37 protein-coding genes and 2 pseudogenes are annotated in these 26769 nt (G+C 41.2%); 35 read left to right on the top strand and 4 right to left on the bottom strand.

Annotated features, from left to right (window positions below; genetic code table 11):
• Positions 1-13: 13 nt before the first annotated feature.
• From LC033_RS06285 to LC033_RS06275, 3 genes and pseudogenes are all read right to left on the bottom strand, one after another.
• Positions 14-349 (bottom strand): annotated as a pseudogene (locus tag LC033_RS06285) (biotin synthase BioB); the annotation flags it as partial.
• 249 nt (positions 350-598) lie between these two features.
• The gene (locus tag LC033_RS06280) at positions 599-949 is read right to left on the bottom strand and encodes a hypothetical protein (protein ID WP_226567386.1); all 351 of its coding nucleotides are present in this window, start codon (positions 947-949) and stop codon (positions 599-601) included.
• Positions 950-1214: 265 nt separating this feature from the next.
• Positions 1215-1592, bottom strand: coding sequence for a helix-turn-helix domain-containing protein (locus tag LC033_RS06275; protein WP_226567385.1), 378 nt, complete (start codon positions 1590-1592; stop codon positions 1215-1217).
• A 406-nt stretch (positions 1593-1998) separates the two neighbouring features.
• On the opposite strand from LC033_RS06275, the gene LC033_RS06270 reads away from it, so the two are divergent.
• The 17 genes from LC033_RS06270 (at position 1999) to LC033_RS06190 (ending at position 12771) form a co-directional block, all read left to right on the top strand.
• Positions 1999-2148: a hypothetical protein gene (locus tag LC033_RS06270; RefSeq protein WP_226567384.1), complete on the top strand. Its 150-nt coding sequence runs from the start codon at positions 1999-2001 to the stop codon at positions 2146-2148.
• Positions 2123-2371, top strand: a complete 249-nt coding sequence (locus LC033_RS06265) for a YjzJ family protein (protein WP_226567383.1) — start codon at positions 2123-2125, stop codon at positions 2369-2371. The genes LC033_RS06270 and LC033_RS06265 overlap by 26 nt, the downstream gene beginning before the upstream one ends.
• Entirely contained in the window at positions 2346-2609 is a 264-nt protein-coding gene (locus tag LC033_RS06260; RefSeq protein WP_226567382.1) for a hypothetical protein, read from the top strand. The genes LC033_RS06265 and LC033_RS06260 overlap by 26 nt, the downstream gene beginning before the upstream one ends.
• A gap of 17 nt (positions 2610-2626) precedes the next feature.
• The gene (locus tag LC033_RS06255) at positions 2627-2812 is read left to right on the top strand and encodes an XtrA/YqaO family protein (protein WP_376776417.1); all 186 of its coding nucleotides are present in this window, start codon (positions 2627-2629) and stop codon (positions 2810-2812) included.
• Between the two features lie 124 nt (positions 2813-2936).
• On the top strand, positions 2937-3455 hold the full coding sequence (locus tag LC033_RS06250; RefSeq protein WP_226567380.1) for a sigma-70 family RNA polymerase sigma factor: 519 nt from the start codon (positions 2937-2939) through the stop codon (positions 3453-3455).
• Between the two features lie 139 nt (positions 3456-3594).
• Complete coding sequence (terS, locus tag LC033_RS06245) at positions 3595-4242, top strand: phage terminase small subunit (protein ID WP_226567379.1); 648 nt, start codon at positions 3595-3597, stop codon at positions 4240-4242.
• Complete coding sequence (locus tag LC033_RS06240) at positions 4239-5552, top strand: PBSX family phage terminase large subunit (protein WP_264188660.1); 1314 nt, start codon at positions 4239-4241, stop codon at positions 5550-5552. Before terS ends, LC033_RS06240 begins: the two co-directional genes overlap by 4 nt.
• Positions 5549-7006, top strand: coding sequence for a phage portal protein (locus LC033_RS06235; RefSeq protein ID WP_226567378.1), 1458 nt, complete (start codon positions 5549-5551; stop codon positions 7004-7006). The genes LC033_RS06240 and LC033_RS06235 overlap by 4 nt, the downstream gene beginning before the upstream one ends.
• Before the next feature lie 38 nt (positions 7007-7044).
• Entirely contained in the window at positions 7045-8130 is a 1086-nt protein-coding gene (locus LC033_RS06230) for an XkdF-like putative serine protease domain-containing protein (protein WP_226567377.1), read from the top strand.
• A 22-nt stretch (positions 8131-8152) separates the two neighbouring features.
• Positions 8153-9076: a phage major capsid protein gene (locus LC033_RS06225; protein WP_226567376.1), complete on the top strand. Its 924-nt coding sequence runs from the start codon at positions 8153-8155 to the stop codon at positions 9074-9076.
• 13 nt (positions 9077-9089) lie between these two features.
• A complete protein-coding gene (yqbG, locus tag LC033_RS06220; protein ID WP_226567375.1) occupies positions 9090-9473 on the top strand; it encodes a protein YqbG in 384 nt (127 codons plus the stop codon).
• Positions 9470-9826 (top strand): YqbH/XkdH family protein, encoded by a 357-nt coding sequence (locus tag LC033_RS06215; protein WP_226567374.1) that lies wholly within the window; start codon positions 9470-9472, stop codon positions 9824-9826. Before yqbG ends, LC033_RS06215 begins: the two co-directional genes overlap by 4 nt.
• Positions 9823-10317 carry an HK97 gp10 family phage protein gene (locus LC033_RS06210; RefSeq protein WP_226567373.1) on the top strand — a complete coding sequence of 165 codons (495 nt, stop codon included), beginning with the start codon at positions 9823-9825 and terminating at the stop codon, positions 10315-10317. Before LC033_RS06215 ends, LC033_RS06210 begins: the two co-directional genes overlap by 4 nt.
• A gap of 4 nt (positions 10318-10321) precedes the next feature.
• Complete coding sequence (locus LC033_RS06205; RefSeq protein ID WP_226567372.1) at positions 10322-10777, top strand: phage tail terminator family protein; 456 nt, start codon at positions 10322-10324, stop codon at positions 10775-10777.
• Positions 10764-10976 carry a YqzN/YkzM domain-containing protein gene (locus tag LC033_RS06200; protein WP_226567371.1) on the top strand — a complete coding sequence of 71 codons (213 nt, stop codon included), beginning with the start codon at positions 10764-10766 and terminating at the stop codon, positions 10974-10976. The genes LC033_RS06205 and LC033_RS06200 overlap by 14 nt, the downstream gene beginning before the upstream one ends.
• Positions 10977-10979: 3 nt before the next feature.
• Positions 10980-12326, top strand: a complete 1347-nt coding sequence (locus LC033_RS06195; RefSeq protein ID WP_226567370.1) for a phage tail sheath family protein — start codon at positions 10980-10982, stop codon at positions 12324-12326.
• Position 12327: 1 nt separating this feature from the next.
• The gene (locus LC033_RS06190) at positions 12328-12771 is read left to right on the top strand and encodes a phage tail tube protein (protein ID WP_226567369.1); all 444 of its coding nucleotides are present in this window, start codon (positions 12328-12330) and stop codon (positions 12769-12771) included.
• Between the two features lie 262 nt (positions 12772-13033).
• On the opposite strand, the gene LC033_RS06185 is transcribed toward LC033_RS06190, so the two are convergent.
• Positions 13034-13123, bottom strand: coding sequence for a putative holin-like toxin (locus LC033_RS06185; protein ID WP_080772987.1), 90 nt, complete (start codon positions 13121-13123; stop codon positions 13034-13036).
• 151 nt (positions 13124-13274) lie between these two features.
• On the opposite strand from LC033_RS06185, the gene LC033_RS06180 reads away from it, so the two are divergent.
• From LC033_RS06180 to LC033_RS06095, 18 genes and pseudogenes are all read left to right on the top strand, one after another.
• The gene (locus LC033_RS06180; RefSeq protein WP_008344099.1) at positions 13275-13715 is read left to right on the top strand and encodes a phage tail assembly chaperone; all 441 of its coding nucleotides are present in this window, start codon (positions 13275-13277) and stop codon (positions 13713-13715) included.
• 41 nt (positions 13716-13756) lie between these two features.
• The gene (locus LC033_RS06175; protein WP_008344097.1) at positions 13757-13894 is read left to right on the top strand and encodes a hypothetical protein; all 138 of its coding nucleotides are present in this window, start codon (positions 13757-13759) and stop codon (positions 13892-13894) included.
• A 1-nt stretch (position 13895) separates the two neighbouring features.
• Positions 13896-18035 (top strand): transglycosylase SLT domain-containing protein, encoded by a 4140-nt coding sequence (locus tag LC033_RS06170; RefSeq protein WP_264188664.1) that lies wholly within the window; start codon positions 13896-13898, stop codon positions 18033-18035.
• On the top strand, positions 18028-18696 hold the full coding sequence (locus tag LC033_RS06165) for a LysM peptidoglycan-binding domain-containing protein (RefSeq protein ID WP_226567367.1): 669 nt from the start codon (positions 18028-18030) through the stop codon (positions 18694-18696). The genes LC033_RS06170 and LC033_RS06165 overlap by 8 nt, the downstream gene beginning before the upstream one ends.
• An 11-nt stretch (positions 18697-18707) precedes the next feature.
• Positions 18708-19718 (top strand): XkdQ/YqbQ family protein, encoded by a 1011-nt coding sequence (locus tag LC033_RS06160; RefSeq protein WP_226567366.1) that lies wholly within the window; start codon positions 18708-18710, stop codon positions 19716-19718.
• Positions 19715-19981 (top strand): DUF2577 family protein, encoded by a 267-nt coding sequence (locus LC033_RS06155; RefSeq protein WP_226567365.1) that lies wholly within the window; start codon positions 19715-19717, stop codon positions 19979-19981. Before LC033_RS06160 ends, LC033_RS06155 begins: the two co-directional genes overlap by 4 nt.
• 14 nt (positions 19982-19995) lie before the next feature.
• Positions 19996-20418: a DUF2634 domain-containing protein gene (locus tag LC033_RS06150; protein ID WP_226567364.1), complete on the top strand. Its 423-nt coding sequence runs from the start codon at positions 19996-19998 to the stop codon at positions 20416-20418.
• Positions 20411-21460 carry a baseplate J/gp47 family protein gene (locus tag LC033_RS06145; RefSeq protein ID WP_226567363.1) on the top strand — a complete coding sequence of 350 codons (1050 nt, stop codon included), beginning with the start codon at positions 20411-20413 and terminating at the stop codon, positions 21458-21460. The genes LC033_RS06150 and LC033_RS06145 overlap by 8 nt, the downstream gene beginning before the upstream one ends.
• On the top strand, positions 21444-22367 hold the full coding sequence (locus tag LC033_RS06140) for a YmfQ family protein (RefSeq protein ID WP_226567362.1): 924 nt from the start codon (positions 21444-21446) through the stop codon (positions 22365-22367). The genes LC033_RS06145 and LC033_RS06140 overlap by 17 nt, the downstream gene beginning before the upstream one ends.
• An 11-nt stretch (positions 22368-22378) precedes the next feature.
• Positions 22379-22762: a phage tail-collar fiber domain-containing protein gene (locus LC033_RS06135; protein ID WP_226567361.1), complete on the top strand. Its 384-nt coding sequence runs from the start codon at positions 22379-22381 to the stop codon at positions 22760-22762.
• A 15-nt stretch (positions 22763-22777) separates the two neighbouring features.
• Positions 22778-23656, top strand: a pseudogene (locus tag LC033_RS06130) (hypothetical protein).
• Between the two features lie 9 nt (positions 23657-23665).
• Positions 23666-23995 carry an XkdW family protein gene (locus LC033_RS06125; RefSeq protein WP_226567360.1) on the top strand — a complete coding sequence of 110 codons (330 nt, stop codon included), beginning with the start codon at positions 23666-23668 and terminating at the stop codon, positions 23993-23995.
• A complete protein-coding gene (locus tag LC033_RS06120) occupies positions 23992-24165 on the top strand; it encodes an XkdX family protein (protein WP_226567359.1) in 174 nt (57 codons plus the stop codon). Before LC033_RS06125 ends, LC033_RS06120 begins: the two co-directional genes overlap by 4 nt.
• Positions 24166-24238: 73 nt before the next feature.
• Positions 24239-25303: an XkdV family phage structural protein gene (locus LC033_RS06115; RefSeq protein ID WP_226567358.1), complete on the top strand. Its 1065-nt coding sequence runs from the start codon at positions 24239-24241 to the stop codon at positions 25301-25303.
• 4 nt (positions 25304-25307) lie between these two features.
• The gene (locus LC033_RS06110; protein ID WP_226567357.1) at positions 25308-25586 is read left to right on the top strand and encodes a YomQ N-terminal domain-containing protein; all 279 of its coding nucleotides are present in this window, start codon (positions 25308-25310) and stop codon (positions 25584-25586) included.
• Position 25587: 1 nt separating this feature from the next.
• The gene (locus LC033_RS06105) at positions 25588-25755 is read left to right on the top strand and encodes an XkdX family protein (protein ID WP_226567356.1); all 168 of its coding nucleotides are present in this window, start codon (positions 25588-25590) and stop codon (positions 25753-25755) included.
• A gap of 33 nt (positions 25756-25788) precedes the next feature.
• Positions 25789-26055, top strand: a complete 267-nt coding sequence (locus LC033_RS06100; protein WP_226567355.1) for a hemolysin XhlA family protein — start codon at positions 25789-25791, stop codon at positions 26053-26055.
• A 27-nt stretch (positions 26056-26082) separates the two neighbouring features.
• Positions 26083-26769, top strand: a 687-nt coding sequence (locus tag LC033_RS06095; RefSeq protein WP_226567354.1) for a peptidoglycan recognition protein family protein, incomplete at its 3' end; no start/stop codon positions are given.

Genomic DNA, 26769 nt, shown 5'->3' with positions numbered 1-26769 from the left:
GGCAGACTTTTTGCTATAGTGCACATTCCTCTATTTCAAAACCTACATCTTCAATGAGGTGATGATCGGCTTGGACTTGTTGACATTTTGTTGTTAAATAATCGACTACAAAAATAGAGTTTGCCGCATAAAGGGCTAGCGGCTGCAGCGTCCGTAAATTAAACTCTCTTCCCCAGATACCCGAATTTCTTTTGTTAGATTAATGAATCGCTCAGTGCCAACACCTTTAACGCTTTTATCGGGTGTGTTCGTTCTTGATGTTCAAGAGGTTTCCTTCGATTGCATGAAGAAAGTAGACTGGGATCGAATCTGCATCAAGTGCTCTGAGCGCAAACGCCATTTTAACAATGGTTTTTGGTCAGCATTGTATATCTCTCAACCGGACAATACCCCCTTTTGACATTAAAGATCATATTTAACTTTACTTTTTTTTGAAAAAAATGAAATCTTACTTAATAGGTGCGTGCAGAATAGTAACAATTCCCCGTCGTCTGCTTCAAGAATGTCTAAACCTCTTGCATGGTAATCAATTCATTAGCAAAAACACCAAAAGGCGATGACTTCATGTTCATCGCCTTTTGATATGTAAAGATGGATATTAACGAACAGTAATATAATTTATGACAAGCTCACCCTGCGAATTATAGTAAGAAACAGTCACAGAACCGCGTTGTACGGCACGAATCCAAGTGAAGTTTGGAGCAGTTTGATCTAATTGAATGGCATACGTTGACCCAGATACAGAAATTTGATTTGCTGGAAGAGAGACAGCGATTGAAGAACCTACAGAAAGCGTACGGTTCACAGTGATCACTTTGTTCATAATAGGAGCTTTTGCGATAACTGATTCTTTAGGCTGTGCAGCTGCATGAGCACCTTCAGATTGGAAGAATGTAAGAGCACCTAAAGCAGCTAAAGACAATGTACAGGCTTTCATTAAATTTTTCATTGTGAACACTCCTTTTTTTAGTATATACATATATTAATAATAATAGAATTATATGTCAATAAGAATAAGTGAAAAAAAGTATTTATGGTTAAAATTGTCACATATTAACGAAAGAGATGCAAGGAGATCAAAAAACACATGATTTTTTGTTTATATGTCATTCTCATTTTAGGGGGAAAAGAGGCATAAAAAAGCTGGGCTTATACCCAGCAATGTGATGCTTTTGAAAAAGATCATGAAAGAGCAGGCACTTAGCCAGTTTTCCTTATTCGCTGTCTGGCTGTTTTAACTGACGGCCTTTTTGTTTCTCTTTCTCTCTAATGTAGTTAATAAAATCGATGGTTTGTCTTCGGGCTTCTTCGGAAAAGTCGGAGGCAGCTTTAAACGCAATTTGCAAATCAGGATCGTCTGCAAGATCGTCATCAGTGACGCCTTTGTTTTTACCTGTGAGGAGGTAATCTGTTGAGACCCCGTATAACTCTGCGATTTTTACAATCATTTCACCATCGGGCTTTCTCAATCCATATTCCCAGTTCGCATAGGTAGACATCGCCTTTAACCCAAGTTTTTTAGCAACGGTTGACTTACTCCATCCATGCTTCTCTCTTAATTCAGTTAAAATCTTTCCAGTCAAATTATCCATTGGAAACACCTTTTTTCATATTATGTGTAAATTTTATCATGAATTACACGGAAAAGATAAATAAATACACAAAAAGAATAAAAATATGATTGACTTACTCGTTTCGTGTATATTATTATAATGAACATAACTTACACATATCGAGTAATAGGAAAGATGAAACTTGAAAATTCACCAGAAGAATGAATCTTACAAGGAAAAACAAAAACTTATATGGTGAAAAAACTTGCATATAAGTACACGAGTGACTATGAAGAAATGGGCCGAACGAAGCCCAGCTAGACATAGCAAAGTAGATTGCAGATTTGTTAAATATCAGTGTTCAAGAGTTTTTTTGGCCAAAAGTTACACAAAAAGAGTAATTCTTTAAAAGAAGACCGCTCTTAAAAAAGGGGAGACAAACAGAATGAATATTGAACATCCGATGGTGACACAAATCAATGATTTTGGATATCCAAAAAGTTACTGGCCTTATGAGATCAAGCGATATGGTTATCAAGTAGAAGACGGCGACAGTGAGGAGGGATCTGATGATGAGACATCAGTTGAAGTTTGATTGCGGAAAAGAAGCGCAGCTTTGCTTAGTACAAGCTGGAGGCTGGATTAACTTTTATCAAAGGGAACCGATATTTGTTTTCCCGACAGCAAAAGAGAAGAACACATATATGACCCTCATGGTAGCGCAAGCCGCTGATGAAAAAAGAAGAAGGAGATCAGAACCACATGAACCGATTGAAGAAGGTCATTACATTCATGAAATGTTTGCTCAAAGCGAGTAAAAACGAACAAGACATCAGGCAGTGGGCGAAGGATGACGGGAGATCGCAACATAAGCATCCTCCAGTCAAGTTACAACACATTCTAGAAGCACTTTGCACCATTACCGATGAAGCACCTCTACAGATTGTGGATTTAAGAGTTTCTCAGTTTTATAGCATGCGCCCAAGAGTGGAAGTCATTTTAAATACTGTCGGTGACAGCATGAGGTCATCACCAAAAAAGGAGACAAGCATATGAACGAGCCAAAACAACTAATGATTCAAAAAAACCAGACATTTGTCGGTGAAATGGAAAAAGGAAAGATTCAAATCATTGTGTTAGATGGAAATGTAGGAACGGCCTATATGATGGATGTACCTGAGCATGGAAAAACCATTATTCAAACAGCAAAGGGGCATTTTGCAAGAGTGGATCACGAGATTGGTTTTAAAATCAGCTAGCCTGATGACTAAATCACAACATAATAAGTCCAAGACGGAAAGCCTGCGGACACTGATCAAGACCCTACTTAAAGGGGCTGATTGGTGTCCGTTTTTTATTTTCTAAAAAAGGGAGAGCGCACACATGCAAGACTTACTCATCGAATACAAACGAGCATTAAAGGACGCTAGAAAACGATATGAACCATATAGAGAAAAAGAAGACAAGCAGCTGTCAGATCAAGATAAGCATGATAAAAAAATGATCGCCAGTATGGTAAGCGATTTAGAATACGTTGTGGACTGGCTTCAAATCGGCAGAGAGCCAGGCGCACGCAGGGGATTAGACAGACGTTCTGTTTATCAGCGTACCATCCTTGCAAATCCAGAAGTATTAGAGGCCTTATCACATGAATACACCCTTATTCAAGAGAAAGAAAGAGAGGTAAGTGAGCGGGACAAAAGACGAGTTGACGAGGCTTTGTCCGTTTTAACAGATCGAGAGAAGGATGTATTCTTTATGCACACAACGCAGGGACTTTCATTTAGCGAGATTGCGATTATGCTAGATGTAAAGAAAGGAACTGTCCAAAAACATATGGAAAGAGCTCGGACCAAAATGTCCAAAAAAGTACAAGAACGCCTATTCAAAGCTGCTGAATAGGCGTTTTTTCTTTAGAAAATGAATCATTCAGAGCTTGTCTTACATTTGCCACCTACAGATAGAAAGACCGTAGCCCTACACAAATGGATTCCTTTTTAGGGAATCATTCGAACTAAAAGGAGGCGGCAGGTGAATGTAAATGAAAGATAAACGGATGCAAGCAAAGCAGGATTATATGAAAGGGATGACGTACCAGCAACTAGCTGATCATTACAACGTCTCGATCCATACCGTCAAATCATGGAAAAGGCGATACGGTTGGCAAAGACAAAAAAAATCGTCAAAGCAGGCGCACTCGATTTTCAATCAATTTCTTTCGGATGAAACGATTGAAATCATGGAGAAAATGGGCGGGCGCACATCACTTGATTTAATCTGGGATCAAATTCAAATTCAATACGCAGCCATTATTCGGGCGCAGCGAATCATGCATGTAGCAGATCGAGATGACATGATCAAAGAGCTGAAAAAGGCGACGTACATACCTTCTTCATTAGAGGAAGAAACAATAGAAGGTATTCATCCAGAACCAGAAATCACGTCAGAAGAATTTTCGTTTCAATTTTCATGGGACCGGCATGCCACTTTTTTAAATGCCCAATCTCGTGCAATGGGAGAGCTCAGACGTCTTATTAAACAGTTTGAAGAGCTCGCTCATGCGAAAGACGAACGAAGATTAAGGCTGAAGCAAATTGAACTGACGATCGAAAAAACAAAAAAAGCAGTGCGTGAGGAAAAAGAGGAAGACCTTCACATCATGATTAAGCGAAAAGAGGACAACTCATGACGCCGTTGATTGAAAAAGAAGTCAACCCTCACTTTGAACACTTTCTATTCGATTGGGATCAAAAGTTTCAATTTTTAGTAGGCGGCTATGGCTCCTCCAAAAGCTATCATATTGCGCTGAAACTGATCTTAAAGCTGCTGGAGGAAAAGCGGACAGCACTTGTCATTCGAGAGGTGTATGATACGCACCGAGAGTCGACATTTTCTCTATTGCAAGAAATCGTCAGCGACCTTGGCATCGATCATGTTGTGAAATGCCGCAGTTCGCCGCTTGCACTCACCTTTCGAAACGGCAGCAGCATCTTATTTAAAGGGCTGGACAAGCCTGAGAAGCTGAAGTCGATCAACAATATTTCGATCATTTGGATTGAGGAGTGTTCTGAGGTTTCTTATGAAGGTTTTAAAGAACTGCTTGGAAGGCTGAGGCACCCGACATTATCTCTTTATATGATGTTATCGACCAACCCTGTTGGTCAGGATAATTGGACGTACAGACATTTCTTTCGAGATGAGCAGCTGAAGCGATTTGTTCTTGATGACGAGACCTTATACAAAAAGCGAACCATTGTCATCAAGGATACGTACTATCACCACTCAACAGCAGAAGATAACTTATTTCTTCCTAAAAGCTATGTGAAGCAGCTGGATGAGCTGAAAGAATACGACCCAGACCTTTATCGAATTGCGAGGAAGGGATATTTCGGAATCAATGGCACAAAGGTTTTTCCTCAATTTTATGTGAGAGATCATGCTGACGTATTAGAAGCGATTCAGCAGATTGACAGACCGCTGAAACGAGCGGGCATGGATTTTGGATTTGTTGAATCCTATAATGCGTTAATTCGATTAGCCGTCGATCATGAAAAAAAGTACTTATATATTTATTGGGAATATTACGACCGCGGAAAAACAGATAATGAAACAGCCGTTGACCTAAAAGAGTTTGTAGAATCAAAGGAACTCATTAAGGCAGACGCAGCAGAGCCTAAAACCATTCACTATTTTCGGCAGCGCGGATTTCAAATGGTGGCAGCGCATAAGTTTCAGGGCTCACGCCTGCAATATACAAAGAAAATCAAACGGTTTAAGAAAATCATTTGTTCCGATGCTTGCCCTTATACCATCTATGAACTTCAATCACTGACCTATAAGGCAGATAAGGACGGCCGCTTAGAGGAAGATGAATTTCAAATCGACCCGCACACATTATCAGCCATTTGGTATGCGCTGGATGATTATGAGGTGACGGATTTGAAATATACCGCTTCGAACCGTGTCCGTCCAAACAGAGAGAGGAGGTCCATACAATGAAACAATTGAAAGCAACGATTATGAAGGCAAACATGTCTGATCACACAAAACAAATGTATGAAGATGAATTTTCCTACGAAAAAGATAACATTGTTCCCCCGCCCTATCATATCAATGAATTAAAAAGCATGGCAGAATATTCGACCATTCTTCAGCAATGCATTGATGCCTATAAAACAAACATTTTAGGCTTTGGTTTTGGAGTAGAATACGCCTTTGACTTTAATGCAGAAGGTGTGAAACCGGGAAAAAAGAAGATCGCAGAGAAGGAATGGACAAGACTTGAAGAGTTTACGAAATACATGAACTATGACGAGTCTGCCGACGTGATTCTTGGCTATGTACTCGAAGACCGAGAGAAAACGGGGAATGGCTTTTTAGAGGTGCTGCGGGATGGGCAAGGAAAGCCGGCAGGCATTGAGTATTTGGATGCGCTCCATATTCGGATTTGCAAGCTTAGTGAGCCAGTCGACATCGATTTCAAACACACAGAAAATGGCGAATTGAAGACGATGAATCGAAAGAAACGATTCCGTCAATATGTGCAGATCATGAATGAAAAGAAAGTCTTTTTCAAGGAGTATGGTGATCCGCGCATTTTAAATTGTGAAACAGGCAAATATGATGACACCACGCCAGAGCCGCTGAGAGCAACAGAAGTGATTCATTTTAAAATCGGCAGTGGAACGTATGGGATTCCCCGATGGATTGGCAATATTGTTAATATGTACGGAGCACGTAAGGCAGAAGAGCTGAACTATCTTTATTTTAAGCAGGGAAGGCATGTACCTGGTGCCATCGTTGTCGAAAATGGAATGCTGTCAGAGGCTTCTTATCAGCAGCTTCAGGATTATATGGACGATATTGAAGGCACTGATCATGCGCATAAGTTTTTATTGCTTGAAGTAGAAGGTCTCCCAACTGAAAAAGGATTAACAGGCGAAGAAGATGTATCAAATGTTAAAGTGAACTTTAAATCCTTAGCGGAGATCTTGCAAGAGGATGCGCTCTTTTTAGAATACGATGAAAAGACTAGAAACAAAATCCGTTCCGCTTTTCGCCTGCCGCCTATTTACACAGGTGAGTCTCAAGATTATAACAAAGCCACGGCAGATACTGCGCGTAAAATAACAGAGGAGCAGGTATTTCAGCCCGAGCGGCATCTCATTACAGGGAAACTGAATACCCTTTTCCTGCCGGATCTTGATATATGGCATGTCCGCTTGCTATTAAATGGTCCTGACTTTAGAGATCCATTAGAGATTGCGAAGGTCCTTACGCCTTTTATTCAGGCTGGGGCAGTGTCTCCAAACGATTTACGAGATCTGGCGGGACGCATTCTTGGAAAAACGTTAGAGGAATGGCCGGAGGAACTCTATCATCGACCTTTAGAAAGCCGAATGAAAGCAGCTGATGAACCGTCTCAAACTGAGCTGAAACAGCTGGAGGAATAAACAGAAGTTCTTGAGCTTTTTTGAAAGGGGGTGAACATATGCCAAGAGAATTAAAAAACGCAAAAATTACGCATGTTTCCTATGTGGACAGGGCAGCAAACCAAAAGAAATTCTTTTTGATAAAGGCAAAACGGCAGCCTGACTTTCAAAAGGAAGTTAATGTCCTGACAAAGGCAGAAGATGCTCATCGTCTTGTGTATGGTGTCGTGTATGAACCGAATACACCCGATGCACACCAAGATTTTATGTCCGCCAAGGAAATTGAAAGGGCGGCACATGGCTTTATGAAGGATGCCCGTCACATTGACAAGCAGCATAATTTTCAAGATGGTGTTGGCGAAGTCGTTGAATCATACATTGCCCCAGCGGATTTTGAAGTAGGAGGGGAACTGATTCAAAAAGGATCTTGGGTACTTGTGACAAAGGCTTCACAAGATATTTGGGATCAAATTCAGCAAGGCCACATTACTGGCTACTCAATGGCTGGGACGGCGGACATCGTTGAAATAGAAGAACACGATCAGCTCTCACCTCAAGAGACGAATGAGAGAGGGCTTTTTTCTTTGCTGAAAAATTTCTTTTTGAAAGAGGAAGGTGCAAACATGTCACAACAATTTTGGAGTGTTTTAGACCATCTCCTGGAAACATTACAGTCGAGTGATGGTGATGAGTCTAGCGTAAGAGCTGCGCTTGAACAATTGATTCCAATTATGCAGGACGTTTTGAAGACAAATAATGTCCTTCAAACGATTGGCGAAAGACCAGCATCCGTTCTAAAACAAGATGCCGTACTGACGATGGATCAAGTACGCGAGCTCGAAAAAGCAAAAATGGCCATTGAAAATGTTCTACAGCAAGCGGAAAAACAGGAAACAGATCTACTAGGGGAAGAGCCTGTCCAAAAAGTGTTGGAGCAAGTGGTTGCGCCGATTCGTGATCAGCTCTCTTTATTAGAGAAATCAGCCAGCAGAGAAAAATTAGGGATTCAGCAAGTGCTGGAGCAGCAAATTTTGCCTATTTCAGAGCGGATTCACATGCTTGAAAAAGCGCGGGGCATTTCAAAACAAACAATCCACGATACACAAAATGACAGTACAAAGCCCATTTGGGATGGCTTACTATAAGCCTAAATAAGGAGGAAAAAGTGTGAGAAATCAAGAGTTGATTCGCAAGGCTGAAATGACACTTGCCAGTCTAAAAACCGGCGGTCTCATGAACGCAACCCAATCTAATACATTCATTAGAATGATGCAAAACACACCAACCGTTTTAAATGATGCACGCATCATTCCGATGGAAAGTGATTCACAAAAAATCGAAAAAATCGGCTTTGGCCAGCGTATTTTGCGCCCAGCAGAAGAAGGAAAAGCGCTTGATGCAAAAGACCGCGTTGTCCCTTCGACAAGCACTGTCCAGCTAAATGCGAAAGAGGTCATTGCAGAGATCCATATGACCTACGACAGCATTGAAAACAATATTGAAAAAGACGGAATTCAGCAGACCATTATGCAAATGCTGGCGGAACGAGCGGCGGTAGATATTGAAGAGCTGATCGTTAATGGTGATACGACATCATCAGATCCGTTTTTAGCTCAAATAGATGGCGTAAGAAAACAGGCGGTATCTCATGTTTTTGATGCAAATGGAGCGGAAATTAGCCGCCAGATGTTCAAGCAAGCCTATAAAGCGATGCCATCAAAATATTTACGTGTTCCTCAGGATTTCCGTTTCTACACATCTCCAAGTCTAGAGGTCGAGTGGAAGGATCAAGTAGCAAACCGTCAAACAGGCCTCGGAGATGCGGCAATTCAAGGCGGACTTTCTTCCGCATTTGGAGTCCCGGTCAAAGGGCTTGCCAATATGCAGCCATATGACGAAGCGGGAACAGACGTATCAGATATTTTACTGACACATCCTAAAAATATTATTATAGGTTTTTCACGCAATATTCGCATTGAAGTAGAAAAAGATATTCGCAGCCGTAAGTTTATAATTGTCCTAACAGCGAAGCTCGACAGCAAATTTGAGGAAGAGGATGCTGTAGCAAAAGTGATGAAAGTGAAAGAGTAGGAGACGGCAGACCATGATTATTTCTGCTGAGGAAGTACAAGCCTATTCTGTATTTGATCGTGTGAAAAATCGATCTGTAGAAAGACTGACAGCAGATATTATCGAAGCAGAAGCTGCGGTATTTCAGATTGTAGGTCACGATTTTACGAACGAAAAATATCAGCCCCTCCCCGAAAAAGCAAGAATCGCCATATTAAAAATGGCCCAGTATTTCGCCATGCTGAATGATGATGAATCCATGATGAAAGGATTTACATCAGAAAAAATGGGCGATTATTCATATGCGAAGGCAGCAAATCATCTAAAAGGCAGACCACATGTGTATGCCCTGCTAGTTGATTACATTGAACCATCGCTAACTGGCGGCAGTGCCAATTTAAAGGTGAGATCATTATGAGCTATCATTCTCTATTAACGGATAACTGTGATCTTTTTCACCTGGAAAACGAGGAGGCTGTCTGCGGGAAATTTGGTATTCCAGCAGAGGATTGGCAAATGACACTCTCTTATCCTGATACTCCAAGCTTGAGAGGTCTGGCTTGCTATGTTATCGAAAAAAACCAGTCACTCATGCAAGAAGAACCGAATACAGTGATTTATCAGTCCTATCTTGTCCATTTTCCTTTAGCAAGTGATATTCGCCTGCATGACAAAATGGTATGGAACGGGGTCTCGCTTAAGTTACAGCACCCTAAAATGGTGAAAAATCATCACATTGAAGTGATGGCTGTCAGAAAGGAAAATCTATGAAAATTGATGGACTTGACCGGCTGCTTTCCCAGCTCAAGAAGGCGAGTGGTGGCTTAAAGGCGGAGTATCAAGATTGGTTACAGGAGTTGGGCTTACAGCTTTTAGACATGATTCAGGATGAATTAATCAAGGAAAAAGCTGTAGATACAAGCCGGCTTCTAAGCTCCTTTCAAAAAGGTGACAAGGAGAATTATTTTCTTATCACACGAGGCGGTCTCACGCTTGAAGTTGGAACGCAGCTTGAATATGCCTCTTACGTCAATGATGGACATGCCGTTTCTTCAAGTGGAGAGCGAAGATGGGTGCCTGGCAGGTGGACTGGCGGCCGCTTTGAATATGATCCGAATGCAAGTACAGGGATGATGCTGGCATCTCAATGGATTGATGGAAATGGTTACTGGGATCATGCTGTCATGCTCTATGAACAAATGTTTGAACATTCGCTTGATCGAAAGCTTCAAAGCTGGATCGATCGACATTTTGGGAGGTGATGGAATGAATCAAGAAGTCGGGGCAATCATGCATTATATATACACACACTTTCCTGTGACAATGTATGATCGTCTTTTGCCAGAGCGCTTTCAAGTTCCATCCGTTTATGTGCCGCCAGTGACAGTCATCAGTGGTCCAGATACAGTGTCTACCTTTATGAAATCTTATTCGCTACAAGTGAAAGTGTTTCATATTGATACTGAGAAAGCACATGATGCAGCAGAAACTGTCGCCGATGCATTGCTTGCTGATCGTCAAATCATTCAGATGATCAGTGAACAGGGAGAGGTGCTTGATGATTATGTCCGCATAAAAAGAGTGGAAACAAGAATCATAGATCAAGGTGTAGCAGCGATTGTCCTGACGTGGGATAGCTGCTATTGGTACAACCGAGACAAACAGCCAAGCCTAGAAGATATCAACTTTTCAGATGGGGTGATCAAACGTGAGCAAGACTAAAAAAGTACAGCTCGATCAAACAGCTGGCGAAGAAAAAGAATTTGGCTTTTCATTTGAAGCCTTAAAAGAGCACAGTAAGGATCTTTTTGGGGTAAAACCAGAAATTCTTGAAGGTGCTCTTTTTTATATCAAGCATCAACCAATTACAAAAACAGAAGCAAAGAAGCATATTGATGCTTTTTTGTCCAAGGAGGTTTAAAGGATGAACGGAGGCACTTTTACACCAGGTACAGAGAAAAAGCGTCCTGGCATTTACTTTAATTTTAAAACAACAGCAGAGCAGAGAATTACTTTAGGAGATCGAGGTACAGTGGCACTTCCTCTTGTGATGAGCTGGGGAGAACCAAAAACCTTTATTTCGGTTTCCAATATGGAAGACTTAAATAAGAAAGTCGGGCTCAACATTGATGATAAGTCACTCCTTCTTTTCCGTGAAGCGAAGAAAAAAGCGCAAACGGTCTTACTTTATCGCTTAAATGAAGGAGAGACGGCCAAAGCCGAAATCGCAGAAAATTTTGTGGTTACAGCAAATTATGGCGGCATAAAAGGAAATGAGATTACCATACAAGTCGCAGAAAATGTACTGGATAGCACAAAACGTGACGTCATCACCTATCTTGGAACAGATATGGTCGATAAGCAGGTTGTCACGGATGTCAAAGATCTTGTCAAAAACAAATATGTTCAATTTTCTGGCGAAGGTGAAGCAGTCATTACAGCTGGCGAGGCACTAAGCGGCGGTAAAAATGGTGTGGCAAGTGTCGCAGATTACACAGCTTTCCTAGAAGCAGCAGAAACAGAATACTTTGATGTGATTGCTCTTCCAGTAGATAATAGTGAGCAATTAAAAGCAACCTTTGCCTCATTTATTGAGCGTTTACGCGATAAGCAAGGACGTAAGGTGCAAGGGGTTGTCGCCAATTATGCAGCTGACCAAGAGGGAATCATCAATGTCACAAGTGGTGTTGTTTTAGAAGATGGAACAGAATTGACGCCTGCTCTAACAACAGCATGGGTCGCAGGTGCAAGTGCAGGAGCGAACTTCAATCAGTCACTTACCTTTGTTGAATACGATGGAGCAGTAGATACATTAGAACGCATTGATAATGATCAAGTAGAATACCGATTATCACAAGGGGAGTTTCTTTTCACCTTTGATGCGCGAGACCGTACTGTGAGCGTAGAAAAAGATATTAACTCCTTAACAAGCTTCACGACTGAAAAGAACCAGCAAATGGCGAAAAACAAAATCATTCGTGTGCTTGATGCGATCAACAATGATTTAACGTTTGAATTGAAAAATTTGATTAAATTACGCAAAGCCAATGGCAATGACATTCCAGCATCAGATGATGGTATTCAGCTTGTGAAAACACTGATTACACAGTATCTCACACAACTACAAGATGGAAGTGGCATTACAGGCTTTAACTCAGAAACAGATATCGTGATTGGTCTCAATGAAGATCGTGATGGATTTATCATCGATTTAGCTGTTCAACCAGTAGATGCAGCAGAAAAATTCTATTTCAATGTGGAGGTGAAGTAAGATGGCTTTTAAAGCGCAAAATACTATTTCAGGTAAAGAAGGTCGTCTTTTCTTAGAAGGTGAGGAGCTTGCATTTATCAAAACCTTCGAAGCAAACGTAGAGAAAAACAAATCCGAAGTCAACGTCATGGGCCGCCGAATGACTGGTCATAAAACAACAGGAGCAAACGGAACAGGAACGGCAACGTTCTATAAAGTCACGTCACGTTTCGTACAACTCATGCTTAACTATGTGAAAAAAGGGGAAGATCCTTATTTCACTCTTCAAGCTGTGCTTGATGATAAATCATCAGGCCGAGGCACAGAGCGTGTAACATTATTTGATGTCAACTTTGATTCAGCAAAAATTGCTGGACTGGATGTCGATTCAGAGGCGCTTGAAGAGGAAGTTCCTTTCACATTCGAGGACTTTGATCTGCCTCAGAAATTGAAAGATACATTCTAATTTCTCACAAAAAGCACGAAGAATGACGAAACAATACGTGATTTTTCATTTAGTCACGGGTATGCTATAATGCAAAGAGAATGCGCAAAGCATTCCGAGAACACAAAATTATGTTTACATGCAAAGAAATTTGCATAGAATAAAAAGAAGCCAGGATGCGTCAACATCCTGGCAATGTACAATAAGGCCCTTCAAGGGGCTGGCTTATCGAATAGGTTCTTTAGGTAGACTTCCCTTTAACCTTCCACAGCTCAAGGGGAGTCTATTTTTTGTCTATATACGTCAACAGGGTAATGATAAATGACCCGAATGCAAGCATTAACATAAGCGCTTGAAATGTTGACATGAGCATCACCCCCTTCCTATCGGGGATGAGCCAGACACCCTTGAGCAAGCCGTCCAATTGTACGATTTATATTATACATGAAAAGATTGGAAAGCACATTCAAAAAATGGATGTGCTTTTTTGCATTCAAAAAACAAATCAAAGGGAGTTTTTAAACATGAGCGAAAAACAAACATTTGATCTTTCATTTTTTATGCCAGGACAAACAGTAGAAGCGGAAGAAGTCAAAGTACCGATTTCCAAGCGTTTTGTTGATAAAAAAGGAAATGTCATCCCTTTTGTCTTCAAAGCAATTACCACTGAACGCATTGATGAGCTGGAAAAAGAAAACACAACGTTCAAAAATGTCAAAGGCAGAGGGCGCGTGAAAGACTTAGACAGCCAGCGCTTCTATGCACGGATTGCGATCGAATCTACTATTTACCCAGATTTCCGTTCAAAGGAATTAAGAGAAGCCTACAGCACACAAGATCCAGTTGAAGTAGCAAAACGTGTTTTGTCTGTCGGCGGTGAATACGCAAACTGGTTAAACAAAGCCATCGAAATCAACGGATTTGAAGACGAAATTGAAGATTTAGAAGATGCAGCAAAAAACTAATAAAAGATGGGGATAAAGAAGCCGTGTTTTTATATTACGCCATGCACGAGCTTCACTATTCCCCATCAGAACTCCTTGATTTATACGAAGCACCAAGACAATTCAAAGCGTTCCTATTTGGACTCATCAGCTACAAACTCGACATGCTAGAAAAAGAAGCAAAGAAAGGAGGGAAATAAACTGGCGAAACTCACTGCACGATTTGAATTAGAAGACCGAGTGTCGAAGAAGCTTTTACGCATTCAAAAACGGTTTCAAACGTTTGAGAAGCAGCTCAAACCATTTAGAAAACCGATTAAAATTAGCATGGAAATGGATGAAAAGAAGCTAAGAAACTTCAATTTATCGATTCGAAAGTTTTCAGTATTATTAATGAGGCTAGATCAGGGAATCTATCGTGATCTAAAATCATTAACAAATCAGTTGAACATGATACCAAATCATATGGTCATTTCCATTCAAGCAAAGGGACTCGATTTCATTAGGTCGAGCATCGATCGCTTGAAAAAAACAGGAACAAGTCCACTTCTGCTAACGTTTAAACTAAATGACCAATTGTCAGGTAAAGTATCATCGATCAAAAAATCAATCCTTCAGCTCATGAACAGAACGTACTATATGAGAGTAAACATAATTGATCAAGCCACCGCTGCTATTCAACGAATAAAAAAGACACTAAAAAGCTTAACGATGTCTAAACACGAAATCAGAGTATCTGTTCAAGACAATGCCAAGAGTAAGTTGAAAAAACGAGATAAGGCAGAGTCGATTGTTAAAGAAAAGAAAACAAAAAAGGATTCAAATGCAGCAGCCGCTATGAAAAAGAATGAAAACAAACAAAGCTGGCTGGGGAATTTGGGAAACAAGGCGCTAAAGGAAATTGAAAAATATGCAGGTGACGTCTCAGATAAATTGAAGGAAAAATTAAGCCCTAGGAAATTTTGGGATGAGAAGGCGTTACCTTGGATTGAAACGAAAATAGACGAATACAAGCAAGAAGTAATCGGACGAATTCGTGAGAAAATTAAAATCAATCCTGAAGAGTATCTAGATAAATGGTTTAACAAAGGATTAGATTTGATCCTTGGTCCGAAAAACCCTTCAAATAACTCGGATGGGTCTAATAATAATACTTCACCAGGTCAGTTGGGTAATCAGAACTCAGACCAAACGCAAAACGGAAAAGGTTTATTTAAAATAAGCTGCTGTTCTTGTTGTGCAAAAGGTTTAAATCCAACTGGAACTACCCAAACAGATAATAGAAATGGTCCGAAAAACAAACCGAATAATCCAACTGGAACTACGAGGGTTGAAAAGAATAAAAAATCTCCAACTAAATTAGGCAGTTTAACCAAAAAAATTCCAGGTGTTATGGCTATAGCTGGTCTCGCTGGGATATTCAAAGATACTGATAAGCTAAAAGGCTTAGGAGATACATTTAAAAATTTAGGTAAAGGTGCAGGTAAGTTATTAAAAAAAGTACCCATACTTGGGCCTTTACTTAGTGCAACAGAATTAATTGGCACAACAAAAGAAAATGTAGGTGAAAAAGTAGGAGGATTCGGCGGGGGCATTGCTGGTGGTATGGGTGGTGCCGCGATAGGGACAATGATTGCACCAGGTATTGGAACAGCAATCGGCGGAATTTTAGGAAGCATTTTAGGTGAAGGTTTAGGAAAATGGGTCGGAAAGATGTTTGATGACGGAACCTTGAAGAAAAAATGGGATGACATTGTCAAAGGTGCTGAAAATGCAGTTAATTGGATTAAAGATACTTGGAACAAAGTTTCAGGATGGATCAATAATAATGTATTAACTCCTATTACAACATTCTTCGGTGAGACATGGAATTGGATCACTGAAAAATGGGGACAACTTTCTTCTTGGTTCATGGAAAAAGTTTGGCTGCCTATTTATAATTTTTCAGTCCCGATTATCAATTTTGTAGTTGGCGTATTTGATGTTGCATGGACAATTATCAAAAATGTTTGGGCAGTAGCATCAAAATGGTTCATGGATTATGTTTGGGAACCATTTGGCCAATATGCGATAGAAGCAATTGGTTGGGTGTGGAATAAACTTGTTGACACATGGAACTGGATTCAGGAAACATGGGGTATATTCTCTGAATGGTTTTTAACAAATGTTTGGGACCCATTCGGTCAATATGCGATAGAAGCAATTGGCTGGGTATGGAACAAGCTTGTTGAAACGTGGAACTGGATTCAAGAAACATGGGGTGTTTTCTCTGAATGGTTTTTAACAAATGTTTGGGACCCATTCGGTCAATATGCGATAGAAGCAATTGGCTGGGTATGGAACAAACTTGTTGAAACGTGGAACTGGATTCAAGAAACATGGAGTGCATTTTCTGAATGGTTTAATGAATATGTTTGGACACCGTTTAAAACATATGCATTGCCAGCCATTACTTTTGTGTGGAATTTGTTTCAAAATACATGGAACTGGATTAAAACTACGTGGGAAAAACTCTCTACTTGGTTTGATGAAAACGTATGGCAGCCGTATCAAAAATATGCAGAACCAGCAATAAAATTTGTTTGGGAAACGTTTAAATCAGTTTGGGAAACGATCAAAGGTGTTTGGGAAACAGTGAGTGATTGGTTCAATAAAAATGTCTTTGAGCCATTAAAGAAACATGCTGAGGAACTAACAGAAACGTGGGAAAAAATGTTTGGTTTTATTGGTAGAATAGTAGATAAAGCAAAAGAAATAGGCGGCGGAGTAATAGAATTTTTCATAGGTAAAGGCGAAGAGAAAACCGGTTTAAATCAGGTTGGTCATAAAGCTACTGGGGGGTATATTACTAAACCTATGCTTTCTTGGATAGGGGAAGCGGGCAAGGAGTTTGTTATTCCAACGGAAAACAATAGAGGTCGAGGGAAGATGTTACTTGCTCAAGCAGCAACTCACCTTGGGATGAATGTTGTGCCAAAAAGCGCTAGTAATCTGGCTTCATCGAATGTCTCAGCTAAGCAGAGGACAGACGTAACCTCAGCTGTTTCTTTATCTGGAAGAGGTTCAATATCAATGAACAACTCCGAAAGTGGCGTTAGTTATGGAAAAGAATTTACTTCTGATTTTGAGAAGGGGATGAATAGTAATAAAATTTCTCTTAATCAGTGGAAACAAGCCAATATTGACCAACCATTTAATCAAATTCAAGCAGCTTCTTCGGTTTATGGTTCACAAACTGTTGCTGGCTTTGCTTCAGGTCAAAACATGACATCTACTGGCACAAGCCAATACGTAGACCAACACGTCAAACAACCATTCCTGCAAGCCAAACAAGAATCACCAGGATGGGGTTCAGGAATGATCGAAGCCTTCAATAGCGGTATGCGCTCAAAAGGAAGCGAAGTCACGCAAGCAGCTAAAGAAATGGCCAAGAAAGTGGAACAAGCCTTTAGAGAAGAATTAGACATTCATTCTCCTTCACGTGTCATGATGAGCCTCGGAAAATTTGCATCAATTGGTGTCGTCAAAGGGCTGGACTCAGTTGATGTGAAAAAGTTTGCTGAGAATCAAGCTGGTTCATTAATTGGAGCCTTCAGCGGGATGGGGGCTTCTGGTCTCAGTGTTCAGCAATGGCTCATGGCAGCTCTAATGGCAACTGGCACATCAATGAACTGGCTCCCTGGTCTCATGACGATCGCGCAACATGAATCAAATGGAAATCCGAGAGCAATCAACTTATGGGATTCCAATGCCAAGAAGGGAACGCCTTCTAAAGGATTAATGCAAACCATTGGACCAACATTTAACTCAAATAAAGGCAAGGGCATGAATGATATTTGGAACCCAATTCATAATGCTGTAGCAGCCATTAACTACATTAAGGGCAGATATGGAACAGTCTTCAATACGCCGGGATTACGGAGTATGAGAAGAGGGGGCCCTTATAAAGGCTATGCAAATGGTGGACTGATTACCGAGGAGCAGGTAGCTAGAGTCGGTGAAGGAAACAAACGCGAATGGATTATTCCAGAAGAAAGAGGTATTCGCGGCAGGTATTTATTAACACAGGCAGCCAAGGCGCTTGGGATGCAAGTATATGATCCAACAAGTGCAGCTGCTTCTTTACCAGAATCACAGATGCAGCAAGTGACCTCAGCTCAGTCAGCTAGCAGTTCTACATCATCGGGTACGAAACAAATCACCATTCAATTCAATGGGGATCAGCATTTCCATAATGGACAAGATCAACAATCGTTTGTCGAAAAAATGAGACAAATGCTCGTAGACGAACTGGAAGTAGATCTTCATACAGGAACGAAGGGAGTCGTGATTGATGGGTAAGTCAGTGTATCAATTGTGGATTTCCCAAGGGAAGGACAAATTGCGATTCCCTGTCCTTCCGTCTGAACTCGAGATCACAAATAACGTACAAAATGAAACAGTGAAGGTTGCTTCATTTGGAGAACTGACCTTTATTGATGTACCATCTGCTAAACAAATGTCATTTACATCATTATTTCCTAAGAAATATTCGCCTATTGCTGAATATAAAAACATTCCATCACCAGAGAATGCGATAGCGAAAATTGAACGAATGATGCGTTCGAAAAAGTCCGTGCGATTGATTGTTACAGGGACAAAGATCAACATGACGTGCAGCATTGAAAGCTTCACCTATAAGGAAGGGTCTTATGACATTGGTGATCGTGAGTTTACGGTCGAATTAAAGGAGTACAAAACAGCTTCCCCTAGAAAAATCAAGCGAAAGAAAAAAACGAAACAAACCAAAAAGAAAAGAAGCTCAAAAACACCACCAAAAGTGTACACCGTTAAAAAGGGCGATACATTGTGGGCCATTTCAGGAAGGTTCTATGGTGACAGTACAAAATGGCGGCGTATTTGGAATGCCAATAAAGCAGCAATGATTAAACGAAGTAAACGCAATATTAAACAGCCGGGACATTGGATTTTTCCTGGACAAAAACTAAAAATACCACAATAGGGGGGCTGACATTGATTGAGCTTTTTGCCATCAGAAGCGGCACCATGTATGAGCTTGTCACTGAGAGTTTGACACTTCAGGGGCAAAGGTATCAAGCCCCTCGCTCTATTCAGGCAAATATTATCACAAAGCAAGGCAGTCAAACATACTACCGTGTCTCAGAAGGGGACACGGTTCTTTTTAAATGGAAAGGAAAAGAGCTGTTCAGAGGCATTGTTTTTTCCCGGACACCCGTTGAAGGGAAGCTGACCTTTACCGCATACGATATGCTCCAATATTTAGTGAAAAACCAAGATGTATATGTTTTTTCAAATCAAAGAGCAGATCAAATCTTGAAACGGATTGGGACCGACTTTCAAATTCCAATGACCTCCGTAGCAAATACTGGACATGTCATGAAATCACTGGTCTTTAAAAATGATACGAGTTTGTATGACATTATTCTGAAAGCATTGAAAGAAACGAAGCGGCAAACCGGCAGAAACTATCAAATTTATTCTGCTAAAGGCAAGATGGGACTGAGAGCATGGCCGGATCCAGAGGACGTATGGGTCATTGAATCAGGCGTCAATCTTATCGATTATCAATACAGCACCTCCATTGAAGAGACAGCAACACGTGTAAAGATGCGCACGTCTGTAGATGAACACGGGAAGAATAAGAAAAAGGGCAGCAAATCAGATATTGTGGTAATCGAACAGGATAAAGTAGGTCAAAATAAATACGGCATTTTACAGCATGTTGAGACGGTAACAGGTCAAATTAACCAGCCGCAGCTTCAAAAAAGAGCCAAAGTACGGTTAGCAGAAAAGAAAGGCGTCAAACAAGAAGTGAAAAGTATACAAGCTCTAGGAATTCCTGAACTGCAGAGCGGTCTTCCAATCTATCTAAAAATCCCTGAAATCAATGTGAAAAAAACCTACTGGATTGATCAAGACAAACATGAATTCAAGGGGATGAAACATACCATGACAATTGACGTCGTGGAGAAAAATACCATGCCAAAGGGTGATCAAGCGTGAGATTAAGTGAAGCAATTAAACGGCTGGCTGTCAATGCAGTAGACGCAGCCTCTCCAATTGATCTGGTTATTGGAGAAGTCAAGGCGGTTTCTCCTCTCAATATCCGATTAAACGAAAATAGTAAGCTGGTCATTCCAGAAGAACTACTTATTTGGCCGAAGCGCTTGAATAAGGGTGAGGAAGATGAACTAAAAGCGGGAGACAGCATCATGGTGTTGGCAATGGCAGGGGGACAGTCCTTCTACATCATCGACAAATTGTAAGGGAGGTGATGGACGTGGCACTTTCACCAGAGGAAGAAATTGAGGAAACGGAAGAAGACGAAGAGGTGGAAACCTCGACGACGTATCGCATAGATTTTGAAAATGGCCGGCTGACAAACGAAACCATTTCAGGCATTGAGGCAATCCGGCAATTCATTTATATGACATTGCGAACTGAGCGGTATGCACATCCTATCTACAGCCACGACATTGGCACTGAAATCCAGGAGCTATTGACGGACACAGAAGCAACGGATGAATACAAAGAAATGGAGATTCCAAGGTTGCTAGAAGAGGCATTGATCGCTGATGAGCGGATTGATCATATTGAAGAGATAGAGGTCACGAAGCAAAATGACACGTTTCATGTCAAACTAGCCATCGTCACAGATGAGGGCACATTAGAAATAGAGGAGGTGATGGAGGGCCATGTTTGAGGAGCAAACATATGAAGCATTGATGGAAAGAATGCTGGACAGACTGCCAGATGACATGGATAAAAGAGAAAACAGCGTGATTTGGAATGCCTTAGCACCTGCTGCCGCTGAACTGGCTCAGTCCTATATTTGGCTTGATCAAGTATTTGAGCTTGTCTTTGCTGATACAGCACAGGGAGAATTCTTAGATCGGCGAGCTGCTGAAGTAGGGATTGAAAGAAAGCCGGCCACCAAAGCAGTTTGGTCAGCAACCATTCAACCAGAGAACGTAAACATCCCAGCAGGCTCACGTTTTTTTATTGAAGACGTATATTTTCAATATTCGAAGGATGGCACGCTGGAATGCGAGACACCTGGTAAAGACGGCAATGGTCAATTAACAGGTCAGCCGCTGCTATCACTTGATACGATCCCGGGACTTGAATCGATTATCATGAAAGAATTGGTGATTCCAGGGCAAGAGGAAGAAGATGACGCTTCTTTATATGATCGATATCTCATACGTGCAAGGCGAGAGGCTGTCAGTGCCAACAGAGCACATTACAAAAAATGGGCAGAGGAAGTAACCGGTGTTGGCAGAGCGAAAGTGTTCCCGCTTTGGAATGGAGAGGGAACGGTCAAAATTGTCATCACAGACGGCAATTTAGATGTTGCATCAGATCTTCTTGTCAACAGGGTACAGGAGTATATTGATCCTGTGCCAGGGGAAGGGGAAGGACAAGCTCCTATTGGTTCAAAAGCAACCGTAGAAAGCGCCAAGTGGCTGGATATCGACATAGAAGTCGCAGTCGAACTTCAAATGGACTGGACACTTGAAGGAGCGCAAAAAGAAATAGAAGAAAAGGTAAAAGCGCTGTTAAAATCAATCGCATTTGAAAAAAGTACGATTCGAATGTCCGCCTTAAATGACATTCTGTACCATTCAGAAAGTGTGTCAGATTATGCAAATGTGTTATTGAATGGGGAGTCGAAAAACTTAGTATTACAGGACATTGAGATACCGCGTCTTAGGCAGGTGAAGGTTATTGAGCAAACAGAATGAAATGAAAAACTACTTGCCGCCATATTTTACGAAGATTTATGAAGTGGATCATTTAATAAAGACAGAGGCATCAGAGTTCGAGCAATTGGACGAATCCATTTTTGACGTAACGGATCAGTTCTTCCCTTTAACAGCGACGTGGGGATTGAATAGGTGGGAAAGAATGTTTAAGGTGCAACGGGAATCAGATGATTCAATTGAACTACGCAGGGCACGCTTACTCAATATGATGTCGAACATTCCGCCGATCACGTATCTCTCATTAGAGAAATCTGTAAATCAATTTCTCAAGAATCCAAGTGCCATCATTCGTCTGACATCCAATCGCTATCATTTTGCTTTACGTGTGAACCTAGATGACCTACAAAACACTAGATATATTGTAGACATACTTGAAACATTAAAGCCGGCGCACTTGGCTTATACTTTCACCGCCATTCATCATACCGATGTTTATGAAAAAAATCATCATCACCAGCGGCTCACACTGCGAAGCAGAGTGGGTTTTTTCGATCATATCCCGATTTTACTGAACGGTGAATTTGTATTAAATGGTGCGTTCTACCTCAGCGGGACAAGAGACACAACGGATGTTCCTGCTCGCTTTCGACATTCGTTGAAGATGAGAATGCCGTTTCAACAAGAAAAGGAAACAACATACCGCATGAATTATGTCATGACTGGGGCAGCGAATGAAACGAAGCAAGGAGCAGCTCTGATGTTGCGGTCAAAGCAGCAGCTGCCTCATCATACCAAAAAGAGGATGACATTTCGCTTGCCAGTATATGTTCAAAATGAACAGGGCGGCAGCTTACTGATCAAGGATCATTACTGGATTCTCGATGGATCCGTTTCGCTTGATGGATCAAAAATGCTAGCAGCAACTTCTAAAAAAATAGAGCTATAAGGAGGATTACAATGGCAGATCAATTAACCGTAACAACACTGTATGCACGTCAACAAATGGCAAAGGCAAGAGCAGAAGGAACAAAACTCACAAAAGTCGTCAAAATGGCGTTCGGAAATGGCGGGACGAAGGATGGGAAACCGATCTCACTAGACGGCACTGAACAAACACTCAAAAAAGAGCTGATCCAAAAAGATATTGATTCATTTACCTTCATGGAACCAGCAAAAATCCGCTACACCTGCACCATCGCAGAAGGAGAACTAGCAGGAGAAGTCATCAATGAACTAGCCCTTGTCGACGAAGCCGGAAAATTCACCGCCATCCGCACCATGACAGATAAACAAAAAGACGGCGACATCGAATTTGTTTTTGAGATTGATGATATTTATTAATGGAGGGGAAAAGAAGTGGACATCAAAACACCTTTACCGTTTGAAACCTCTGACAAAGCACATGCCAACTTATTTAACCGGATGGTCGACACACTTGTAGAGAATGACAATGCGCTCAGTTGACAGATACAAGGAATCACCAATGAGAGCTTATTTAAGCTAACAGGCGATCAAGCCATTCAAGATGCATCAGTCAGCGGAGAGGAATATCCAATTGGCATTACGTTCATGGATATTGGACAAGCGAATGATACTGGATATCCTACGAGATTTGGCTTTGTGAAAAATGAAAAATATAGTAACTTTCGATTTGTTCAATATTACTATGGGACTGGAAACGAAGCAGGCAGTTATTTTGATAGCACAGGTACGTGGTGCCGTCATTGGTGGACTGGATCGGGTTGGACCGACTGGCATAAACTCTCTGGGTTCTGTCATGCTAATATAGGTACAACTGGGAAGCAGTTATTAACCAAGGGAGAGTATCAAAAAATCCTTTTTAATAGAAAGATAAAAGACAGTCATAACAATTTTGATATCAAAAGTAATCGCTTCATCTGCCCTGAAAACGGAATGTATTCAGTGAATGCAGGTGTGTATATTGAAAGCTTTCAACGATACGCAAACTTTGAATTATCGATCTATTTAAATGGAAGAAGTTATAAAAATATTGCACATCAAAGACAAAGTCCGACAAGCCCCTCTGATGTGTTGAGCTTTAGTATGGGACTTTATGGTGCTGCGAATGTACCGGCTAATAAAGGGGATTATTTAGAAATTTACATGTATGTAGGATATGACGGAGACGTTAGTCATTATGTATCAGATAATTCAGGCTGGTACAACTATTTTGATATTACAGAAGTAGGCGGCAGAAATTTCTCGAGAGTATAGGAGGATTCTATGATTTTATATGAAGCCATTAAGTATAAATACCCCGATGCGGATCCGCAAAAAGACTTTGAACTTAGAAATGACGGAGACGGTTCGTATATCAACGAGTGGCATCTAGATGTGCCAAAGCCAACGGCAGAAGAATTGAAAGAATGGTGTAAGGAATCCCAAATCAATCCAAGGTATCAACCACCTCTTCTGCTAGATTATCTTGCACAAGAAGTAGCCAAAGAAAAGCTAATGAGAAAACAGCTTGAACATCAATGTGATCATCTAACAAACGAACTAAAAGCGCTAAAAAATGAGATCCTTTTATATAAAGGAGAGCGTGAATCATGAATTATTGGGTAATGGCATTATATTTTAAATGGGTGACCCCTGAATTGGTCAAACAAGCAGTGAAATTAGGTGATTGCTCAATTGCTGATTTAAAAGAAGGGTGTAAGCGAAGGTTGCTTACTTTAGAGCAGCTACAAGAGATCGATTCAAGCTTCAAAGCAAAGGAGTGAAAACTAAATGGAAATAAAAGAACCAAAACCTTTTGAGGTGAATGACAAAGCCCATGCTAATTTGTTCAATGACATGGTCGAAGTATTACTTGAAAATGATTCTGGACTGTTAGAACAGATTAATGATCATATGGACGATGCGAATCCGCATGCGTCTGTAGCAGAAAAGAAAAAATGGAATGAATCGCAGTTATATAAGATTACCGCCGATAATGGCATGCAGCTCATTAATGTGCCAGTTGGCTCAACAATATTCGATGCGATTAAAGACAAAGGAACTTGTACCTTTTATGCTCAACCAGGTATTGAGGATTCACCCGCACCTAACAATTCCGCATTGCGAGGTATTCAATCTGTAGGTCAAGCTAACATTGGTACAGGACTTGCAATCGATACAGCAGGTAATGCGTATTATTTCTACTACAATTCCGATCAAATATCGATTACTTGGACGCAGCTTCCGACAGCAGCTGAGAAAGATAAATGGAACAATGGACAACTGTATAAAATCACTCAAGACTCGGGTGATCGCAAGCCGCTCCCAACAGTATTGAATGGGACGGATGTCTTATCTTTACCACCTGGTCGATATTACGCAGCAGGACAGTATCTTACAAACATGCCGACAACCAACGATACATCATGGTTCAACATTGATGTTGAAAGAGCAGGTACAAGATCAAACCTTCATGTGAGTCGAAGCTATGACAATACACATTGGTTCGGGACTGTTCATACCGATGGAGTTTTCAAAGGCTGGAAACGTGTGCTTACCGATACCGACGCTAATACCAAATGGGAATATCCTACATTAGTTAACGGATGGAAATTGTATAAATCCGAGATCAATAATGATTACCGAGTACGAGTAGCAAAGGATGCAATGGGAATTGTACATGTCACCGGAGCTATCGCAGGTGGAACATTGGGTGAAGTCCCTGCGTTTATGTTACCAGCAGGATGTGAGCCGCCTTTCCCTATTTATAATGTCGGCATAGCTTCAAGTACCGGAGGATTTAAGGGACCGCAGTTTAGTAGGCAGCTTATCCTTCCAGATGGCAGATTTATCATACAAGATACCACAAGTAATGTAGAGTTCATTGTGGTGAATTGCGTGTTTAAAGCAAAGGAGGAGTGAACCGTTGAAACCAATTTATCAATACGATGATAAGTTTATTTACGTGTTTGGTGGTGATTCGAAGGTCGCCGAAGGAGAAGAGATTCCGGCGGGCTTTACGGATGTTCAGCCGCGAGAGGGTCTTTACCTTCCGAAGTATAGCGAGAAAAAGAAAACGTGGAGTGAATCGGCGACGGAGGAATATATAGAAGATTTACAACCGAAGCCGCAGCCGACAGAAACCGAAGTCATGAAACAACAAATCGCTGACCTTTACTATCTTATCGCGTTAGGAGGTATGTAGAATGTCGATTGATTGGTTTTCGATTATTAACGGATTTTACGATGAGAGTCTTTGGTCAAGGAAACGTGCCCATGACGTAGTGGCAGCCGGAAGAATTACGCCGGAACAATACGAAGAAATAACGGGAGATAAATACGAAGCAGATAAGCCGCCAGCCGACGAGGTATAAGCGACTTTTTATTTTGGAAGGAGAGACGGATAGATGGTGGAGCCGAGCAACAACGAATTAAACGAAAAGATTTCGGATATTCGCGAGTGGCTCGTTCGTATCGATACCAAGGTCGATTATTTCAACGATGTTAAAACAAAAGCAAACCAAGCGGACGAGAAAGCGGACCAGGCGCTGGCTCTGGCGAAAGAAAACCGCGCAGATATTTTAGATATGCGCGCAAATACGAAGTGGGTATGGGGCGTGATGCTTACGGTGGTGGGACTTCTACTATCGCTAGGTATTGCGCTTTTTAAATAAATAAAAACGGAAAAGGGAGACGATTATATGACGATTAAAGTACGTAAAATGCTCGTATCTTCAGCGAAAAAATCAATTAAATGCCCGTATTCAATGAACGCGAAATATATTACGTTCCATAATACGGCGAATGATGCGCCTGCTAAAAATGAAATTAGTTATATGCGAAATAACAACGCAACAGTATCGTTCCATTACGCAGTCGACGATAAAGAAATTATTCAAGGGATCGAAACAAACAGAAACGCATGGCATTGTGGAGACGGAAGCGGCGCAAACAGCGGAAACAGAACGTCAATTGGCGTTGAGGTATGCTATTCAAAATCCGGCGGCGAACGTTATAAAAAGGCGGAAGCATTGGCGATCAAATTTATTGCGCAGCTTCTAAAAGAGCGCGGATGGGGCGTTGATCGCGTCAAGAAACACGAAGATTGGAGCGGAAAACATTGTCCCCACCGCGTGTTAGCCGAAGGCAGATGGGGCGCAGTGAAAGCGGCTATCGCAAAGGAACTCGCAGCACTAAACGGGAGCAAAACGGCAACCAACAAAGGCACAGCGACTAAACCGGCGAAAACAAGCACGCCTAAAAAGTCGGCTAAAAAACTAACGGTACCTACGGGCATAATCCGTCAAGGCGCTCGCGGCACTGCCGTCACGCAACTTCAAAGCGCACTGGCAGCCGTATACTTCTATCCGAACAAGGGCGCTAAGAAT

Source organism: Bacillus stratosphericus (genome assembly GCF_020524495.1).
Taxonomy (GTDB): domain Bacteria; phylum Bacillota; class Bacilli; order Bacillales; family Bacillaceae; genus Bacillus; species Bacillus stratosphericus_B.
This window is presented reverse-complemented; position numbering and strand designations above follow the sequence as displayed.

Bases quoted from the DNA above. Each gene is read 5' to 3' on its own strand.
- LC033_RS06280 (WP_226567386.1), bottom strand. From the start codon at position 949: ATGAAAAATTTAATGAAAGCCTGTACATTGTCTTTAGCTGCTTTAGGT.
- LC033_RS06275 (WP_226567385.1), bottom strand. From the start codon at position 1,592: ATGGATAATTTGACTGGAAAGATTTTAACTGAATTAAGAGAGAAGCAT.
- LC033_RS06115 (WP_226567358.1), top strand. From the start codon at position 24,239: ATGGTCGAAGTATTACTTGAAAATGATTCTGGACTGTTAGAACAGATT.
- LC033_RS06265 (WP_226567383.1), top strand. From the start codon at position 2,123: ATGATGAGACATCAGTTGAAGTTTGATTGCGGAAAAGAAGCGCAGCTT.
- LC033_RS06100 (WP_226567355.1), top strand. From the start codon at position 25,789: ATGGTGGAGCCGAGCAACAACGAATTAAACGAAAAGATTTCGGATATT.
- LC033_RS06105 (WP_226567356.1), top strand. From the start codon at position 25,588: ATGTCGATTGATTGGTTTTCGATTATTAACGGATTTTACGATGAGAGT.
- LC033_RS06240 (WP_264188660.1), top strand. From the start codon at position 4,239: ATGACGCCGTTGATTGAAAAAGAAGTCAACCCTCACTTTGAACACTTT.
- LC033_RS06165 (WP_226567367.1), top strand. From the start codon at position 18,028: ATGGGTAAGTCAGTGTATCAATTGTGGATTTCCCAAGGGAAGGACAAA.
- LC033_RS06120 (WP_226567359.1), top strand. From the start codon at position 23,992: ATGAATTATTGGGTAATGGCATTATATTTTAAATGGGTGACCCCTGAA.
- LC033_RS06205 (WP_226567372.1), top strand. From the start codon at position 10,322: ATGAATCAAGAAGTCGGGGCAATCATGCATTATATATACACACACTTT.
- LC033_RS06230 (WP_226567377.1), top strand. From the start codon at position 7,045: ATGCCAAGAGAATTAAAAAACGCAAAAATTACGCATGTTTCCTATGTG.
- LC033_RS06215 (WP_226567374.1), top strand. From the start codon at position 9,470: ATGAGCTATCATTCTCTATTAACGGATAACTGTGATCTTTTTCACCTG.
- LC033_RS06195 (WP_226567370.1), top strand. From the start codon at position 10,980: ATGAACGGAGGCACTTTTACACCAGGTACAGAGAAAAAGCGTCCTGGC.
- LC033_RS06185 (WP_080772987.1), bottom strand. From the start codon at position 13,123: ATGCTCATGTCAACATTTCAAGCGCTTATGTTAATGCTTGCATTCGGG.
- terS (WP_226567379.1), top strand. From the start codon at position 3,595: ATGAAAGATAAACGGATGCAAGCAAAGCAGGATTATATGAAAGGGATG.
- LC033_RS06210 (WP_226567373.1), top strand. From the start codon at position 9,823: ATGAAAATTGATGGACTTGACCGGCTGCTTTCCCAGCTCAAGAAGGCG.
- LC033_RS06270 (WP_226567384.1), top strand. From the start codon at position 1,999: ATGAATATTGAACATCCGATGGTGACACAAATCAATGATTTTGGATAT.
- LC033_RS06250 (WP_226567380.1), top strand. From the start codon at position 2,937: ATGCAAGACTTACTCATCGAATACAAACGAGCATTAAAGGACGCTAGA.
- LC033_RS06180 (WP_008344099.1), top strand. From the start codon at position 13,275: ATGAGCGAAAAACAAACATTTGATCTTTCATTTTTTATGCCAGGACAA.
- LC033_RS06235 (WP_226567378.1), top strand. From the start codon at position 5,549: ATGAAACAATTGAAAGCAACGATTATGAAGGCAAACATGTCTGATCAC.
- LC033_RS06125 (WP_226567360.1), top strand. From the start codon at position 23,666: ATGATTTTATATGAAGCCATTAAGTATAAATACCCCGATGCGGATCCG.
- LC033_RS06260 (WP_226567382.1), top strand. From the start codon at position 2,346: ATGAAATGTTTGCTCAAAGCGAGTAAAAACGAACAAGACATCAGGCAG.
- LC033_RS06175 (WP_008344097.1), top strand. From the start codon at position 13,757: ATGCACGAGCTTCACTATTCCCCATCAGAACTCCTTGATTTATACGAA.
- LC033_RS06255 (WP_376776417.1), top strand. From the start codon at position 2,627: ATGATTCAAAAAAACCAGACATTTGTCGGTGAAATGGAAAAAGGAAAG.
- LC033_RS06145 (WP_226567363.1), top strand. From the start codon at position 20,411: ATGTTTGAGGAGCAAACATATGAAGCATTGATGGAAAGAATGCTGGAC.
- yqbG (WP_226567375.1), top strand. From the start codon at position 9,090: ATGATTATTTCTGCTGAGGAAGTACAAGCCTATTCTGTATTTGATCGT.
- LC033_RS06135 (WP_226567361.1), top strand. From the start codon at position 22,379: ATGGCAGATCAATTAACCGTAACAACACTGTATGCACGTCAACAAATG.
- LC033_RS06190 (WP_226567369.1), top strand. From the start codon at position 12,328: ATGGCTTTTAAAGCGCAAAATACTATTTCAGGTAAAGAAGGTCGTCTT.